Genomic DNA, 16070 nt, shown 5'->3' on the forward strand with positions numbered 1-16070 from the left:
GTTTGTACAGCACAATTCTATTTTGTGCCGTAAGTCGTTGCCGCAGGGGGCTTTGTGGATATCTCAATTATTATTAGCGCCGTTGTGGCGCTGGCCGTCGGGCTGATTGTCGGCTGGCTGGCGACCAAAGCGCACGCCGATCAAATTCGCGCCGATCTTATCGATGAGCGGCGCGAGCTGGATATTGAGCTGAGCGCGGCCCGCCAATGTCTGGTGCAGGAGTCACACTGGCGAGAAGAGTGTGAACTGCTCAATAACGAACTGCGCAGCCTGCGCGATATCAACGCCTCGCTGGAAGCCGATCTTCGCGAAGTGACCACCCGACTTGAATCCACTCAGCTGCATGCGGAAGACAAAATTCGCCAGATGGTTAACAGCGAGCAGCGTCTTAGCGAACAGTTTGAGAATCTGGCAAATCGCATTTTTGAGCACAGCAACCGGCGGGTGGATGAGCAGAATCGCCAGAGCCTGCACGGCCTGCTGACGCCGCTTCGCGAACAGCTGGATGGCTTTCGTCGGCAGGTGCAGGATAGCTTTGGCCAGGAAGCGCGGGAGCGCCATACTCTGGCCCATGAAATCCGCAATCTTCAGCAGCTGAATGCGCAAATGGCCCAGGAGGCGCTAAACCTGACGCGCGCGCTCAAAGGCGATAACAAAACCCAGGGCAACTGGGGCGAGGTGGTGTTGACCCGCGTGCTGGAAGCGTCCGGACTGCGGGAAGGATATGAATATCAGACCCAGGTCAGCATCGAAACGGACAATCGCGCGCGGATGCAGCCCGATGTGATTGTCCGTTTACCGCAGGGGAAAGACGTGGTGATCGATGCCAAGATGACCCTGGTGGCCTATGAGCGCTATTTCAACGCCGAAGATGATTACACCCGTGAAGCGGCGCTGCAGGAGCATATCGCTTCGGTACGCAACCATATGCGCCTGCTGGGGCGTAAAGACTACCAGCAGCTGCCGGGGCTGCGTTCGCTCGACTACGTTCTGATGTTTATCCCGGTAGAACCCGCCTTCCTGCTGGCTATCGATCGTCAGCCGGAACTCATTAGCGAAGCGCTGAAGAACAACATCATGCTGGTGAGCCCAACCACGCTGCTGGTGGCGCTGCGGACTATCGCCAATCTTTGGCGCTATGAGCATCAGGGCCGTAACGCGCAGAAAATTGCCGAAAGAGCGGGGCGGCTGTATGACAAGATGCGCCTGTTTGTCGATGATATGTCCGCCATCGGGCAGGGCCTGGATAAAGCTCAGGATAACTACCGCCAGGCGATGAAAAAGCTCGCCTCCGGACGAGGTAACCTGCTGGTACAGGCGGAATCATTCCGTGAGCTGGGCGTGGAGGTTAAGCGTGAGATTAATCCTGAGTTAGTTGAACAGGCGACGGCCCAGGATGAAGAATACCGCCTTGCGCAGGGGGGTAACCCGCCGGAAGATAACGATATTTTATCCGATCCTACGGCTACTGCCATGTTTGGGGGCGGCTCCCGGCCACGTTGAAGCGTATGGGAAGTGCGCTAAACCTGTTACACTCAACGAACATTTTCTTGATAAGCAAGCAGGCATTGAGATGGTTGAGGATTCACAAGAAACGACGCATTTTGGCTTTCAGACTGTCGCCAAAGAGCAGAAAGCTGACATGGTGGCGCATGTATTTCATTCTGTGGCCGCAAAATATGACGTAATGAACGACCTGATGTCGTTCGGTATTCATCGTTTGTGGAAGCGTTTCACCATCGACTGCAGCGGCGTCCGCCGCGGGCAAACCGTATTGGATCTGGCTGGTGGTACCGGCGATCTGACGGCGAAATTCTCTCGCCTGGTGGGTGAAACCGGCCGCGTGATGCTGGCGGACATCAACGACTCTATGCTGAAAATGGGCCGCGAAAAGCTGCGTAACATTGGTATTGTCGGCAACGTGGAATACGTCCAGGCAAACGCTGAAGCGCTGCCTTTTGCAGACAACACCTTTGATTGCATTACGATTTCTTTCGGTCTGCGTAACGTGACCGACAAAGAAAAAGCGCTGCGCTCAATGTATCGCGTACTAAAGCCGGGCGGCCGCCTGCTGGTGCTGGAATTCTCAAAACCGATTATTGAGCCGCTCAGTAAAGCCTACGACGCCTATTCCTTCCATATCCTGCCGCGCGTGGGAGAGCTGGTTGCTAAAGATGCCGAAAGCTATCGTTATCTTGCTGAATCTATTCGAATGCATCCCGATCAGGACACGCTGAAAGGCATGATGCAGGACGCAGGGTTTGAAAGCGTCGACTACTACAACCTGACGGCAGGTATCGTTGCGCTACACCGCGGATATAAGTTCTGACAGGAGGGACGCTATGCCTTTCAAACCACTGGTTACCGCCGGTCTTGAGACGGTCCTTAACACCTTCCTCTGGCGCGATCGGGCGCTGAAACCCGCGCGCCAGCGCCTGCTGGGGAAAGTGCTGCGCATCGAGCTGCAAGAGCTTTCCGATCCTGTGGTGCTGGTTTTTAGCGAACGTCAGCTGGACGTGCTGGGCGCGTGGGAAGGTGAGGCTGACTGCACCGTACGTACCCGCCTTAGCGTGCTTCCGCAATTGCGCAATCGCCAGCAGCTTACCGCGCTGATTCGCAGCGGCGATCTTGAAGTGCAGGGCGACCTGCAGGTGGTGCAAAATACCGTCACGCTGTGCGATCTGGCAGAGTTCGATCCGGCTGAACTGCTCGCCCCGTATACCGGTGATGTGGTTGCGGAAGGCTTTAGTAAAGTATTCCGCGGCGGCGCTCGCTTTCTTCTGCATGGCGCTCAACGCCAGCAGCGCTATGTCGCGGAAGCGATTACCGAAGAGTGGCGCCTGGCGCCGGGGCCGCTGGAGCTGGCCTGGTTTGCAGAGGAAACCGCTGCGGTAGAACGAACCCTGGCCGCGCTGGAAAAACGGCTGGACACGCTGGAGGGCAAATGACGCCAGGAGAATTACGGCGCCTGTATTTTATCGTCCACACCTTTTTGAGCTACGGGCTTGATGAGCTCATTCCCAAAATGCGTATCACGCTGCCGCTGCGAATCTGGCGGCGGATGCTGTTCTGGATGCCCAACCGCCATAAAGATCGTCCTCTTGGCGAGCGACTCCGCCTCGCATTACAGGAGCTGGGGCCGGTGTGGATCAAGTTTGGCCAGATGCTCTCGACCCGTCGCGACCTGTTTCCGCCGCACATTGCCGATCAGCTGGCCATGCTGCAGGATCGCGTCGCGCCCTTTGACGGTCTGCAGGCCAAAAAGCAGATTGAGCAAGCCATGGGCGGCCTGCCGGTAGAAGCCTGGTTTGATGACTTCTCTGTTGAACCGCTCGCTTCCGCTTCTATTGCCCAGGTGCATACCGCGCGTCTGAAAGAGAACGGCAAAGAGGTGGTCATTAAGGTGATCCGCCCGGATATCGTGCCGGTTATCAAAGCGGATATGAAGCTCATCTACCGTCTTGCCCGCTGGGTGCCGCGTCTGTTACCGGACGGCCGTCGCCTTCGCCCGCAGGAAGTGGTTCGCGAATATGAAAAAACGCTGCTGGATGAGCTCAACCTGCTGCGTGAATCGGCTAACGCTATCCAGCTTCGCCGCAACTTCGACGAGAGCCCAATGCTTTATGTCCCGGAAGTTTATTCGGACTACTGTAGCGAAGGCATGATGGTGATGGAGCGGATTTACGGGATCCCGGTGTCCGACGTCACCGCGCTGGAAGCGCAGGGAACTAACATGAAGCTGCTGGCCGAGCGTGGCGTGCAGGTCTTCTTTACGCAGGTTTTCCGCGACAGCTTCTTCCATGCCGACATGCATCCGGGCAATATTTTTGTCAGCCGTAATCATCCGGAAGATCCTCAGTACATTGGTATTGACTGCGGTATCGTCGGTTCGCTGAACAAAGAAGATAAGCGCTATCTGGCGGAGAACTTCATTGCCTTCTTCAACCGCGATTATCGCAAAGTTGCGGAGCTGCACGTTGATTCCGGCTGGGTTCCCGCGGATACCAACGTCGAAGAGTTCGAGTTTGCTATTCGTACCGTCTGCGAGCCTATCTTTGAAAAACCGCTGGCGGAAATCTCGTTTGGCCACGTGTTGTTGAACCTGTTTAATACGGCGCGACGTTTCAATATGGAAGTGCAGCCGCAGCTGGTTCTGCTGCAGAAGACATTACTTTACGTAGAAGGTGTAGGTCGCCAGCTCTATCCTCAGTTAGACTTGTGGAAAACGGCGAAACCGTTCCTTGAGTCGTGGATCAAAGATCAGGTGGGCATTCCGGCTCTGGTGCGGGCGTTTAAAGAAAAAGCGCCGTTCTGGATCGAAAGAATGCCGGAAATACCTGAGCTGGTGTACCAGAGCCTGCAGCAAAGCAAGCAGCTGCAGAATAGCGTCGATACCATCGTGCGCGACATCCAGGTGCGGCACGTGCGCCAGGGTCAGTCCCGCTATTTGTTCGGTATAGGCGCGGTTTTATTACTGAGTGGTACGCTGCTATTCATTCATCGTCCCGAGTGGGGCATGATGCCAGGCTGGCTGATGGCCGCTGGGGTCGTAACCTGGCTTATCGGCTGGCGAAAGACGAACTGACGGCGGCCGCCTTTATCACTGCGCATAATGTGTATAATGCGTCCTAATAATTCATCATCTGTCATAGGGGAATGTGTATGGGTGGTATCAGTATTTGGCAGTTACTCATTGTTGTCGTCATTGTGGTTCTGCTTTTTGGGACAAAAAAGCTGAGCTCGCTCGGTTCAGATTTAGGGGCGTCGATCAAAGGCTTTAAAAAGGCCATGAGCGACGAAGAGAAATCGGAAAAATCCGCGCCGGATGCAGATTTCGCGGCGAAGACCCTTGCTGATAAGCCGGATGATGCAAAGAAAGACGAGACTAAACGCCACGACAAAGAGCAGGTGTAATTCGTGTTCGATATCGGTTTTAGTGAGCTGCTGCTGGTATTCGTGATTGGCCTCATCGTTCTGGGGCCACAGCGACTACCGGTAGCGGTAAAGACGGTGGTGAGCTGGATCCGCACGCTGCGGTCGCTTGCGGCTACCGTACAAAATGAAATTACCCAGGAATTAAAACTGCAGGAGTTTCAGGAAAGCCTTAAAAAGGTGGAAAAGGCCAGCCTGGACAACCTGACGCCCGAGCTAAAAGCTTCAATGGATGAACTGCGTGAAGCGGCTGAATCTATGAAGCGATCCTACTCCGCCCACGATCCTGAAAAAGCCAGCGACGAAGCCAATACCATTCACAACCCGGTCGTAAAAGGGAGTGAAGAGCAGCGCAAGGACGTGACGCCAGCGACGGCTGAACATCAGGCCAGTGCGCCAGAGCATGCGCCTGACTCCGTGTCTGAAGAACTCCCCGCTTCGCAGAGTGAAATCCCGGCAGCGAAAGTGAAAGCTGCCGTGTCGGCTTCCGATTCCTCCTCCCCCGTACCGAGTGATAAACAGTAAAAATGGGCGTAGACGATACTCAACCGCTAATTACGCATCTGATTGAGCTGCGCAAGCGCTTGATCAACAGCATTCTTGCGATTCTGGTGATTTTCCTGGCGTTAGTCTATTTCGCCAACGATATCTATCAGCTGGTTTCCGCGCCGCTGATTCGGCAGATGCCGGTCGGTGCGACCATGATCGCCACGGATGTGGCCTCGCCTTTCTTCACGCCGATCAAGCTGACCTTTATGGTATCGATAATTTTGTCGGTCCCGGTCATTTTGTATCAGGTCTGGGCCTTTGTGGCGCCAGCGCTGTATAAGCATGAACGTCGGCTGGTTATGCCGCTGCTGGTCTCCAGTACGCTGCTGTTCTATATCGGCATGGCCTTTGCCTACTTCGTCGTTTTCCCGCTGGCGTTTGGTTTTCTGACCCACGCGGCGCCGGAAGGCGTACAGGTCTCTACCGATATTCGCAGCTACCTCGACTTTGTGATGGCGCTGTTTATCGCCTTTGGCGTCTCATTCGAGGTTCCGGTGGCCATCGTCCTGCTGTGCTGGATGGGCGTCACCACGCCGGACGACCTGCGTAAGAAACGCCCCTACGTACTGGTTGGCGCATTCGTTGTCGGGATGCTGCTGACCCCGCCGGACGTGTTCTCGCAAACCCTGCTGGCGATTCCGATGTACTGTTTGTTTGAGGTCGGGGTCTTCTTCGCGCGGTTCTACACCGGTAAACGCCTGACGCGTGATGAGGATGCCGCTGCCGAAGAGGCGCAGGGCAAAGAAGAATAACGCTCAACCGCCCGCCAGGGCGGTTGCCGTATGGGAGCGATGATGTTTGATATCGGCGTAAATCTGACCAGTTCGCAGTTTTCCCGCGATCGCGACGAGGTGGTTTCCCGGGCCCGGGGGGCGGGCGTCAGCGGGATGCTATTGACGGGAACCAACCTGCATGAAAGCGCGCAGGCTCAGCAGCTGGCGCGCCGTTATTCCGGGTGCTGGTCAACGGCCGGCGTTCATCCCCACGACAGTCGCAGCTGGACGGACTCGGCGGCGGCAGCGGTCTATGCGCTGGCTCGCGAGCCGGAAGTCGTTGCGGTGGGTGAGTGCGGGCTGGATTTCAACCGCAATTTTTCGACGCCTCAGGAGCAAGAAGCGGCGTTTAGCGCTCAGCTGGCGCTGGCCGCGGAGCTGTCGATGCCGGTATTTCTGCACTGCCGCGATGCACACGAGCGCTTCCTGGCCCTGCTGGTGCCCTGGCTTGATAAGCTCCCGGGGGCCGTTGTGCATTGTTTTACCGGTAGCCGCGAAGAGATGCGCGAATGCGTGGAGCACGGTTTATTTATTGGTATCACCGGCTGGGTATGCGATGAGCGTCGGGGGCTGGAGCTGCGAGAGCTGCTGGTCGATATTCCGGCAGAGCGCCTGCTGATTGAGACCGATGCGCCGTACCTGTTGCCGCGAGATATGCTGCCAAAACCCGCTTCTCGCCGCAATGAGCCCGCCTACCTGCCGCATATTCTGACCCGCATCGCGCAATGGCGTGGGGAGGAGGCGCAATGGCTGGAAGACGTGACTGATGCTAACGTCAGAAGACTTTTTGGCGTGGCTTTTTAAGCGCCGTCAGATTTTATAAAAGTCAGTATTTTTAACGCTCTGGAGCACCTGCTTGTTAAGCAGATTCAGCAGCAGCATCGAGCGGGCTTCGCCGTCCGGTTCGGTAAAAATAGCCTGCAGACCCTCAAAAGCGCCATCGGTAATCAGCACGCTGTCGCCTTCGTGCGGCGTTTCAGGATCGGTGATGCCTTCCGGTTTGTAGATGGAAAGCTGATGAATGACGGCAGATGGCACGATAGCGGGCAGCGCGCCGAAACGCACAAAACTGTTCACGCCGCGCGTGGCGCTGATGGTAGTGGTATGAATCACTTCCGGGTCGAACTCGATAAACAGATAATTTGGGAACAGGGGCTCGCTGACCGTCGTGCGTTTACCGCGGACGATTTTTTCCAGCTCGATCGTTGGCATCAGGCAATTGACGGCCTGCCGTTCAAGGTGTTCCTGGGCTCGTTCAAGCTGCCCACGTTTGCAATAAAGTAAGTACCAGGCTTGCATAATGACTCTTTCCAATGCTACTAGCTGCAAGCATAACAAAAGCCCGGTACGATCGCGAAATCATTGCGGGTGAAAACTAAATTTCAGCGTTCTTTCACGCTAATTTAACAAAAATACAGCATAGCTCCGGCGAACGCCGTATAATCACCCGCCTGTATAGAGGTCAATAACAACTCCATGAAATACCACGATCTACGCGAATTTCTGACATTACTGGAGCAGCAGGGGGAATTGAAACGGATCTCCCTGCCGGTCGATCCTCACCTGGAAATCACCGAAATTGCCGACCGCACTTTGCGAGCTGGCGGTCCGGCGCTGCTATTCGAAAATCCCAAGGGCTACGCCATGCCGGTGCTGTGTAATCTTTTCGGCACGCCGCGGCGAGTCGCGCTGGGGATGGGGCAGGAGGATGTCAGTTCTCTGCGGGAAGTGGGTAAGCTTCTGGCATTCCTGAAAGAGCCGGAACCCCCAAAAGGTTTCCGCGATCTGTTTGATAAGCTGCCGCAGTTCAAACAGGTGCTGAATATGCCGACTAAGCGTCTGCGCGGAGCGCCGTGCCAGCAGAAAATCATTCAGGGTGATGAAGTTGATTTGACCCGTATCCCGATCATGACCTGCTGGCCGGAAGATGCCGCGCCGCTGATCACCTGGGGTCTGACGGTGACCCGCGGCCCGCATAAAGAGCGGCAGAATCTGGGCATTTATCGCCAGCAGCTGATTGGCAAGAACAAGCTGATTATGCGCTGGCTATCGCATCGCGGCGGCGCGCTGGACTTCCAGGAGTGGTGCGCGGCGCGTCCTGGCGAGCGTTTCCCGGTCTCCGTCGCGCTGGGCGCCGATCCGGCAACCATTCTCGGGGCGGTGACTCCGGTTCCGGATACCCTTTCCGAATATGCTTTTGCCGGGCTACTGCGCGGCACCAAAACCGAAGTCGTGAAGTGCATCTCTAACGATCTTGAGGTGCCCGCCAGCGCGGAGATCGTGCTGGAAGGGTATATTGAAGCCGGAGAAATGGCGCCGGAAGGCCCCTATGGCGACCATACTGGCTACTACAATGAAGTGGATAACTTCCCGGTCTTTACCGTTACCCACATTACTCAGCGTGAAGATGCCATCTATCACTCGACCTATACCGGGCGTCCGCCGGATGAGCCTGCGGTACTGGGCGTTGCGCTGAACGAAGTGTTCGTCCCCATTCTGCAAAAGCAGTTTCCTGAAATCGTGGATTTCTATTTGCCGCCTGAAGGCTGTTCCTATCGCCTGGCGGTCGTCACGATGAAGAAGCAGTACGCCGGTCACGCGAAACGCGTCATGATGGGCGTCTGGTCGTTCCTCCGCCAGTTCATGTACACCAAGTTCGTTATTGTCTGCGATGACGATGTCAACGCGCGCGACTGGAATGATGTGATTTGGGCGATTACTACCCGTATGGACCCGGCGCGTGATACGGTACTGGTAGAAAATACGCCAATTGATTATCTGGATTTTGCCTCACCGGTTTCCGGTTTGGGTTCAAAAATGGGGCTGGATGCCACAAATAAATGGCCTGGAGAGACCCAGCGCGAGTGGGGTCGTCCGATCAAGAAAGATCCTGAGGTGACGGCGCGCGTCGACGCCATCTGGGATGAACTGGCTATCTTCAAATAACAGTAAGCGGGGCTACGCCGCTGTTTTGCACAATAGACCCGACAGAGGGGACGCATGACAACCTTAAGCTGTAAAGTGACCTCAGTGGAGGCGATTACCGATACTGTGTATCGCGTTCGATTAGTGCCGGAAGCGGCGTTTTCCTTCCGTGCCGGTCAGTATCTGATGGTCGTGATGGACGAACGCGATAAGCGCCCATTCTCGATGGCCTCCACGCCGTCGGAACAGGAGTTTATCGAGCTGCATATCGGTGCATCTGAACTGAACCTGTATGCGATGGCGGTGATGGATCGAATCCTGAAAGAGCGTCAAATCGAGGTCGATATGCCGCATGGCGAAGCCTGGCTGCGCGATGATGAAGAACGTCCTCTGATTTTAATCGCCGGGGGAACGGGCTTCTCTTACGTGCGTTCGATTCTGCTCACCGCGCTGGCGCGCAATCCGAATCGCGATATCGCCATCTACTGGGGCGGGCGCGAAGCGAAACATCTCTATGACCTGGCCGAGCTCGAAGCGTTAAGCCTGCAGCATCCGGGCCTGCGCGTCGAACCCGTTGTTGAGCAGCCTGACGCCGAGTGGCGTGGCCGTACCGGAACCGTACTCACGGCGGTTCTGCAGGATTACGGTACGCTGGGCGAGCATGATATCTATATCGCTGGCCGCTTCGAGATGGCGAAAATTGCCCGCGACCTGTTCTGCAACGAGCGCGGCGCGCGCGAAGATCGCCTGTTTGGCGATGCCTTTGCGTTTATCTGATAGCCGCTCTGCCGGCATCCGGGCTTTTGGCCCGGATGCTGTTGTTACCGGGCATCGCTGAAGTAAACGTACAGCGGTCGTTCGTTTTCCAGCAAACAGAGCATTTTCCCTACCGGGTTCCCTTCTTTTTCCAGCGTGGCGGTTAGCTGCGTCGCGATATGCTGGCTGCCTATCTTCTCATCATAGCGTTCGGTAGTGATATCGGTGACGGTCAGATCCTTGAACCGCTCGCTTTGCGGATCCTGCGCCATTTTACCGATCCCCCATGAGAGGCAGGCCTGAGCGTTATCCTGTTCGCTGGCGAGCGCTGCGGCAGGGAACGTCGTTAGCAAAAAAATGATGGGGATTATTTTCATGACTCTTCATTATCCTTAATGAGCGTGACGTATCCGGTGATAATAACCGAATAGCGGAAATAAAAAACCCGCCCCTGACAGGCGGGAAGAACGGCAACTAAACCTTCTCCCGTTATCATTCACGCTGCCTCTTTGTTGGCTGCCCTCGCTCACCCCGGTCACCGAGTTCTCTATGCTCCCGGGGATTTGCTCGGCTGCCGCCGCGATGCCGCGCGAATGATTCAGGGGGTTAACGCTTTGCTTAAACCCGCTCGAATACCGTCGCGATACCCTGACCTAAACCAATACACATCGTCGCCAGGCCGAACTGCGCGTCTTTGCGTTCCATATGGTTGATCAATGTGGTGCTAATGCGCGCGCCGGAACAGCCGAGCGGATGACCCAGGGCGATCGCGCCGCCGTTGAGGTTGATCTTCTCGTCGATCTGTTCCATCAGCCCCAGATCTTTAATGCACGGCAGGATCTGCGCGGCAAAAGCTTCGTTCATTTCGAACACATCGATATCGCTGGTGGAGAGCCCGGCTTTTTTCAGCGCCAGTTTTGACGCGGGAACCGGACCATAGCCCATTATTGACGGGTCGCAGCCGACGACAGCCATCGAACGCACGCGAGCGCGGGGCTTCAGGCCCAGCTCGCGGGCGCGGCTTTCGCTCATTAACAGCATGGCTGCGGCGCCATCGGAGAGGGCGGATGAGGTTCCCGCCGTCACGGTTCCGGTTACCGGATCGAAAGCGGGTCTAAGCGCGGCCAGCGCTTCAACCGTTGTCTCCGGGCGAATCACTTCGTCGTAGCTGTAAGACTTCAGCACGCCGTCGGCGTCGTGACCGCCTGTCGGGACAATTTCCGCTTTGAATGCGCCGGATTGCGTCGCGGCCCAGGCGCGGGCGTGGGAGCGAGCCGCAAACTGGTCCTGCATCTCGCGGCTGATGCCGTGCAGGCGCGCCAGCATTTCTGCCGTCAGCCCCATCATTCCGGCGGCTTTGGCGACGTTACGGCTCAGGCCCGGATGGAAATCTACGCCGTGGCTCATCGGGACGTGGCCCATATGCTCTACGCCGCCAATCAGGCATACGCTGGCGTCGCCGGTCATGATCATGCGTGCCGCGTCGTGAAGCGCCTGCATGGAAGAACCGCACAGCCGATTGACCGTGGTGGCGGGTACCGAATGCGGGATTTCCGCCAGCAGCGCCGCGTTGCGGGCAATATTGAAGCCCTGTTCCAGCGTCTGCTGAACGCAGCCCCAGTAAATATCGTCAATCGTGCTGGCTTCAAGGGATGGGTTGCGTGAAAGCAGGCTACGCATCAGGTGCGCGGAGAGATCTTCCGCGCGCACGTGGCGAAAGGCGCCACCCTTCGAACGGCCCATCGGGGTACGAACTGCATCGACAATGACAACCTGTTCCATTGTGACTCCTTAAGCCTTTTTCAGGTCGCCTGGCGCACGGGCAGGCTCAACTGGTGGATAGTACGGTTCGTTATGACGCGCTTTGCTGCGCAATCCTTCCGGCACGTCGTATAGCGGGCCGAGATGCTGATACTGCTGGGCCATATCGAGATATTTTGCGCTACCGAGCGTATCCAGCCAGCGGAACGCGCCGCCGTGGAACGGAGGGAAGCCCAGGCCATAAACCAGCGCCATATCGGCTTCTGCCGGGCTGGCGATAATGCCCTCTTCGAGACAGCGCACCACTTCATTAACCATGGGGATCATCATGCGGGCGATAATCTCTTCATCGCTGAAATCACGCTTCGGCTGGCTAACTTCCGCCAGCAGGCTATCGACTGCGGCATCCTCTTCCTTCTTCGGTTTACCTTTACTGTCTTCTTTGTAGCGCCAGAAGCCGAGGCCATTTTTCTGGCCGAAACGGTTAGCGTCGAACAGCGCATCGATCGCATCGCGATAATCTTTCTGCATCCGCTGCGGGAAGCCCGCCGCCATGACCGCCTGCGCGTGATGCGCGGTATCAATGCCAACGACGTCCAGCAGATAGGCCGGGCCCATCGGCCAGCCAAACTGCTTCTCCATCACTTTATCGACTTTGCGGAAGTCCGCGCCGTCGCGCAGCAGCTGGCTGAAACCGGCGAAGTAGGGGAACAGCACGCGGTTAACAAAGAAACCGGGGCAGTCGTTGACCACAATCGGCGTTTTGCCCATTTTGCTGGCCCAGGCGACCACTTTCGCAATGGTTTCGTCCGAGCTTTTTTCGCCGCGAACGATCTCGACCAGCGGCATCCGGTGCACCGGGTTAAAGAAGTGCATACCACAGAAGTTTTCCGGGCGCTTCAGTACGCTGGCCAACTCGCTGATGGGAATGGTGGAGGTATTCGAAGCCAGCACGGTATCCGGGCGGACTTTGTCTTCCGTTTCCGCCAGCACCGCTTTTTTCACTTTCGGATTCTCAACAACGGCTTCGACCACGACGTCCACGCGTTCAAAGCCGGCGTAATCCAGGGTTGGCTGAATAGTAGAAATGACGCCAGCCATCTTAAGACCGTCGATTTTGCCGCGCTCAAGCTGTTTATTCAGCAGCTTGGCCGCTTCGGTCATGCCCAGCGTCAGCGATTTGTCGTTGATATCTTTCATGACCACCGGCACGCCTTTCCAGGCTGACTGGTATGCAATGCCGCCGCCCATAATCCCCGCGCCCAGCACGGCCGCGTGTTTTGGCGTGTCGATATCTTTCGTCAGCTTCTTCGCTTTTGCTTTGACGTACTGATCGTTAAGGAAGATACCTACCAGCGCACGCGCCTCGTTGGTATGCGCCAGCGGGACGAAACTTTTATTTTCCAGATCCAGCGCTTCTTCGCGGCCAAAGCGGGCGGCGGCTTCGATGGTTTTAACGGCGGTAATCGGGGCCGGGTAGTGCTTCCCGGCGGTTTGCGCCACCATGCCTTTGGCGATGGTAAAACTCATCGCGGCTTCAATTTTACTCAGATGCAGCGGCTCCAGCTTCGGCTGGCGCTTCGCCTTCCAGTCCAGGTCGCCTTTAATAGCCTGACGCAGAATCGCGACCGCGCCATCGATCAGTTTTTCATGCTTAACCACGCCATCGACGAGGCCGATTTTTAAGGCCTGTTCGGCGCCAACGTCTTTGCCGGCGGCAATGATTTCCAGCGCGCTGTCCGCGCCAAGCATCCGCGGCATCCGCACCGAGCCGCCAAAGCCCGGCATGATGCCCAGCTTCGTTTCCGGCAGACCAATGCGCAGATCCGGCGTCGCCAGGCGATAATCGGTCGCCAGCACGCATTCGCAGCCGCCGCCCAACGCATAGCCGTTGACGGCGGAGATGGTCGGAACCGGCAAATCTTCCAGGCGATTAAATACGCTATTAGCGAAATGCAGCCACTGGCTGAGCTGTTCTTCGGGAACCAGGAACAGAGAAAGAAATTCGGTGATATCCGCGCCGACAATAAAAGCGGCTTTCTCGGAGCGTAGCAGCAGCCCTTGCAGATCTTTTTGTTTTTCGAGTACGTCCAGCGCTTCACCGAGGCTGGCTACGGTTGCGGTATCGAGCTTGTTGACCGAGCCGGGGGCATCAAATACCAGTTCGGCAATGCCGTCTTCCCGCCAGTCGAGGTACAGGGTGTCGCCTTTGTAGAGCATGTCAGTCTCCTGAATCCAGCAATATGATCTGGTCGTACCAGATGAGACGGAGTGTGGATTTTATGTTAAGAAATTGCAAATAAGACTTTAAATAAATGCTGGTCGGATCACACCCGGCAGAGATCACCCCGTTTGAGGTCATTGTGCTAAGATGCGAAGCATCACGATCTCATAAAATCAAAGGATAAATGATGGAATCCCTTGCAGGTCTCTATAAAAATCATATCGTTACCTTACAAGAACGCACCCGCGATGTTCTGGCCCGCTTTAAGCTGGATGCCCTGCTGATCCACTCCGGTGAACTGGTCAACGTCTTCCTTGACGATCATCCGTATCCGTTCAAGGTCAATCCCCAGTTCAAAGCCTGGGTGCCGGTTACGCAGGTCCCTAACTGCTGGCTGCTGGTGGACGGCGTCAATAAACCCAAACTGTGGTTCTATCTGCCGGTCGACTACTGGCATAACGTGGAACCGCTGCCGACCTCATTCTGGACCGAAGAGGTGGATGTGATTGCCCTGCCGAAAGCAGATGGTATCGGCAGCCAACTGCCTGCCGCGCGCGGCAATATTGCCTATATCGGGCCGGTGCCGGAACGTGCGTTGGGGTTAGATATCGCGGCGGATAAAATCAACCCAAAAGGGGCGATCGATTATCTGCACTACTATCGTTCTTATAAAACTGACTATGAGCTGGCCTGCATGCGCGAAGCGCAGAAGTCGGCGGTTAACGGTCATCAGGCCGCTCATGAAGCGTTCCTCTCCGGGATGAGCGAGTTTGATATCAACCAGGCCTATCTGACCGCGACCGGCCATCGCGACACCGATGTACCGTACAGCAACATTGTGGCGCTGAACGAACATGCCTCCGTGCTGCATTATACGAAGCTGGATCATCGCGCGCCGGCGGAATTGCGCAGCTTCCTGCTGGATGCGGGCGCGGAATATAACGGCTATGCGGCGGATCTGACGCGTACCTGGGCGGCGCATGGCGATAGTGACTATGCTCAACTGATTAAAGACGTTAATGAGGAACAGCTGGCGCTGATTAGCACCATGAAGGCGGGCGTGAGCTACGTGGATTATCATGTCCAGTTCCATCAGCGTATTGCCAAACTGCTGCGCAAACATCAGATAGTCAAAGATATGAGCGAAGAAGCGATGGTGGAAAACGATCTGACCGGACCGTTTATGCCGCACGGCATTGGTCATCCTTTAGGTCTGCAGGTTCATGATGTCGCGGGTTTTATGCAGGATGATTCGGGTACCCATCTGGCCGCGCCGGCAAAATATCCTTACCTGCGCTGCACGCGCGTACTGCAGCCGCGGATGGTATTGACGATTGAACCGGGCATCTATTTTATTGAATCGCTGCTGGCGCCGTGGCGCGAAGGGCAGTTCAGCAAACACTTCAACTGGCAGAAAATTGAAGCGCTGAAACCGTTTGGCGGTATTCGTATTGAAGACAACGTCGTGATCCACGAAAACAGTATTGAAAACATGACGCGCGATCTGAAACTGGCGTAATGGAAAGCTGGTTGATACCGGCCGCGCCGGCCACCTTTGTGGAAGAGATCAAAAAGAGCCGCTTTATCACGCTGTTGGCGCACACCGACGGCGTAGCGGCGGCAAAGGCGTTTGTCGAGTCAGTCAGGGCGGATCACCCGGATGCCCGTCACCACTGCGTGGCGTGGGTCGCCGGGCCTCCGAATGACTCGCAGCAGCTGGGGTTTTCCGACGATGGCGAACCGGCGGGGACGGCGGGTAAACCGATGCTGGCGCAGCTGATGGGTAGCGGCGTCGGCGAGATAACCGCTGTCGTCGTGCGCTACTACGGTGGTATTCTGCTGGGCACCGGCGGCCTGGTCAAAGCGTACGGCGGCGGTGTGCACCAGGCGCTTGCGCTGCTGACAACACAGCGCAAGACGCCGCTGACCGCGTATACTTTGCAGTGTGAATACGGGCAGTTGGCCGGGATTGAAACGCTGTTGGCTCAGTTCTCAGGGAAAATTGTCGAAAGCGAATATCAAGCGTCTGTTCAGCTGCGCGTGGCGCTTCCTCAGGCTGAAGTGGCGCTATTTTCAGCAAAACTGGCTGATTTTAGTCGCGGTTCGTTGCAATTACTGAAGATTGACGAATAATCCCCACCTGATTTTTT

At 56.3% G+C, this 16070-nt stretch carries 16 protein-coding genes; 12 read left to right on the forward strand and 4 right to left on the reverse strand.

The annotated features are described in order from the left end of the window. Positions 1-54 precede the first annotated feature (54 nt). The 8 genes from rmuC (at position 55) to tatD (ending at position 7058) form a co-directional block, all read left to right on the forward strand. On the forward strand, positions 55-1503 hold the full coding sequence (gene rmuC, locus BJF97_RS01090; protein WP_032693755.1) for a DNA recombination protein RmuC: 1449 nt from the start codon (positions 55-57) through the stop codon (positions 1501-1503). Between the two features lie 70 nt (positions 1504-1573). Continuing rightward, positions 1574-2329 carry a bifunctional demethylmenaquinone methyltransferase/2-methoxy-6-polyprenyl-1,4-benzoquinol methylase UbiE gene (gene ubiE / locus BJF97_RS01095; protein WP_004097585.1) on the forward strand — a complete coding sequence of 252 codons (756 nt, stop codon included), beginning with the start codon at positions 1574-1576 and terminating at the stop codon, positions 2327-2329. 13 nt (positions 2330-2342) lie between these two features. After that, a complete protein-coding gene (gene ubiJ, locus BJF97_RS01100) occupies positions 2343-2948 on the forward strand; it encodes a ubiquinone biosynthesis protein UbiJ (protein ID WP_014227479.1) in 606 nt (201 codons plus the stop codon). Next, positions 2945-4585, forward strand: coding sequence for a ubiquinone biosynthesis regulatory protein kinase UbiB (gene ubiB / locus BJF97_RS01105; protein ID WP_032693754.1), 1641 nt, complete (start codon positions 2945-2947; stop codon positions 4583-4585). The genes ubiJ and ubiB overlap by 4 nt, the downstream gene beginning before the upstream one ends. 77 nt (positions 4586-4662) lie before the next feature. Continuing rightward, the gene (tatA, locus tag BJF97_RS01110) at positions 4663-4914 is read left to right on the forward strand and encodes a Sec-independent protein translocase subunit TatA (protein WP_032693753.1); all 252 of its coding nucleotides are present in this window, start codon (positions 4663-4665) and stop codon (positions 4912-4914) included. Between the two features lie 3 nt (positions 4915-4917). Then, positions 4918-5457: a Sec-independent protein translocase protein TatB gene (tatB, locus tag BJF97_RS01115; RefSeq protein ID WP_014227481.1), complete on the forward strand. Its 540-nt coding sequence runs from the start codon at positions 4918-4920 to the stop codon at positions 5455-5457. Between the two features lie 2 nt (positions 5458-5459). Next, on the forward strand, positions 5460-6233 hold the full coding sequence (gene tatC / locus BJF97_RS01120) for a Sec-independent protein translocase subunit TatC (RefSeq protein WP_004097593.1): 774 nt from the start codon (positions 5460-5462) through the stop codon (positions 6231-6233). A gap of 30 nt (positions 6234-6263) precedes the next feature. Beyond that, positions 6264-7058: a 3'-5' ssDNA/RNA exonuclease TatD gene (tatD, locus tag BJF97_RS01125; RefSeq protein ID WP_014837091.1), complete on the forward strand. Its 795-nt coding sequence runs from the start codon at positions 6264-6266 to the stop codon at positions 7056-7058. 6 nt (positions 7059-7064) lie between these two features. Here tatD and rfaH read toward each other — a convergent pair whose 3' ends face one another. Further along, positions 7065-7553 (reverse strand): transcription/translation regulatory transformer protein RfaH, encoded by a 489-nt coding sequence (gene rfaH, locus BJF97_RS01130; RefSeq protein WP_004097595.1) that lies wholly within the window; start codon positions 7551-7553, stop codon positions 7065-7067. Positions 7554-7730: 177 nt separating this feature from the next. Here rfaH and ubiD point away from each other — a divergent pair, with 177 nt between their 5' ends. Both ubiD and fre read left to right on the forward strand, forming a co-directional pair. After that, the gene (gene ubiD / locus BJF97_RS01135) at positions 7731-9200 is read left to right on the forward strand and encodes a 4-hydroxy-3-polyprenylbenzoate decarboxylase (protein ID WP_014227483.1); all 1470 of its coding nucleotides are present in this window, start codon (positions 7731-7733) and stop codon (positions 9198-9200) included. A 54-nt stretch (positions 9201-9254) separates the two neighbouring features. Next, on the forward strand, positions 9255-9956 hold the full coding sequence (gene fre, locus BJF97_RS01140) for an NAD(P)H-flavin reductase (RefSeq protein ID WP_014227484.1): 702 nt from the start codon (positions 9255-9257) through the stop codon (positions 9954-9956). Between the two features lie 44 nt (positions 9957-10000). Here fre and BJF97_RS01145 read toward each other — a convergent pair whose 3' ends face one another. The 3 genes from BJF97_RS01145 to fadB all read right to left on the reverse strand — a co-directional run bounded on the left by BJF97_RS01145 (position 10001) and on the right by fadB (position 13916). Then, on the reverse strand, positions 10001-10312 hold the full coding sequence (locus BJF97_RS01145; RefSeq protein ID WP_014227485.1) for a hypothetical protein: 312 nt from the start codon (positions 10310-10312) through the stop codon (positions 10001-10003). A 241-nt stretch (positions 10313-10553) separates the two neighbouring features. Further along, positions 10554-11717, reverse strand: a complete 1164-nt coding sequence (gene fadA / locus BJF97_RS01150; RefSeq protein ID WP_014837092.1) for an acetyl-CoA C-acyltransferase FadA — start codon at positions 11715-11717, stop codon at positions 10554-10556. Between the two features lie 9 nt (positions 11718-11726). Continuing rightward, complete coding sequence (fadB, locus tag BJF97_RS01155; protein WP_032693751.1) at positions 11727-13916, reverse strand: fatty acid oxidation complex subunit alpha FadB; 2190 nt, start codon at positions 13914-13916, stop codon at positions 11727-11729. A gap of 191 nt (positions 13917-14107) precedes the next feature. Here fadB and pepQ point away from each other — a divergent pair, with 191 nt between their 5' ends. Together pepQ and BJF97_RS01165 are read left to right on the forward strand one after the other, a co-directional pair. Further along, the gene (gene pepQ / locus BJF97_RS01160; RefSeq protein WP_009652560.1) at positions 14108-15439 is read left to right on the forward strand and encodes a Xaa-Pro dipeptidase; all 1332 of its coding nucleotides are present in this window, start codon (positions 14108-14110) and stop codon (positions 15437-15439) included. Beyond that, on the forward strand, positions 15439-16053 hold the full coding sequence (locus tag BJF97_RS01165) for an IMPACT family protein (RefSeq protein ID WP_014227487.1): 615 nt from the start codon (positions 15439-15441) through the stop codon (positions 16051-16053). Before pepQ ends, BJF97_RS01165 begins: the two co-directional genes overlap by 1 nt. Positions 16054-16070: the final 17 nt, after the last annotated feature.

Origin of the sequence: Klebsiella sp. LTGPAF-6F (genome assembly GCF_001753185.1) — a bacterium.
GTDB lineage: Bacteria > Pseudomonadota > Gammaproteobacteria > Enterobacterales > Enterobacteriaceae > Klebsiella > Klebsiella michiganensis.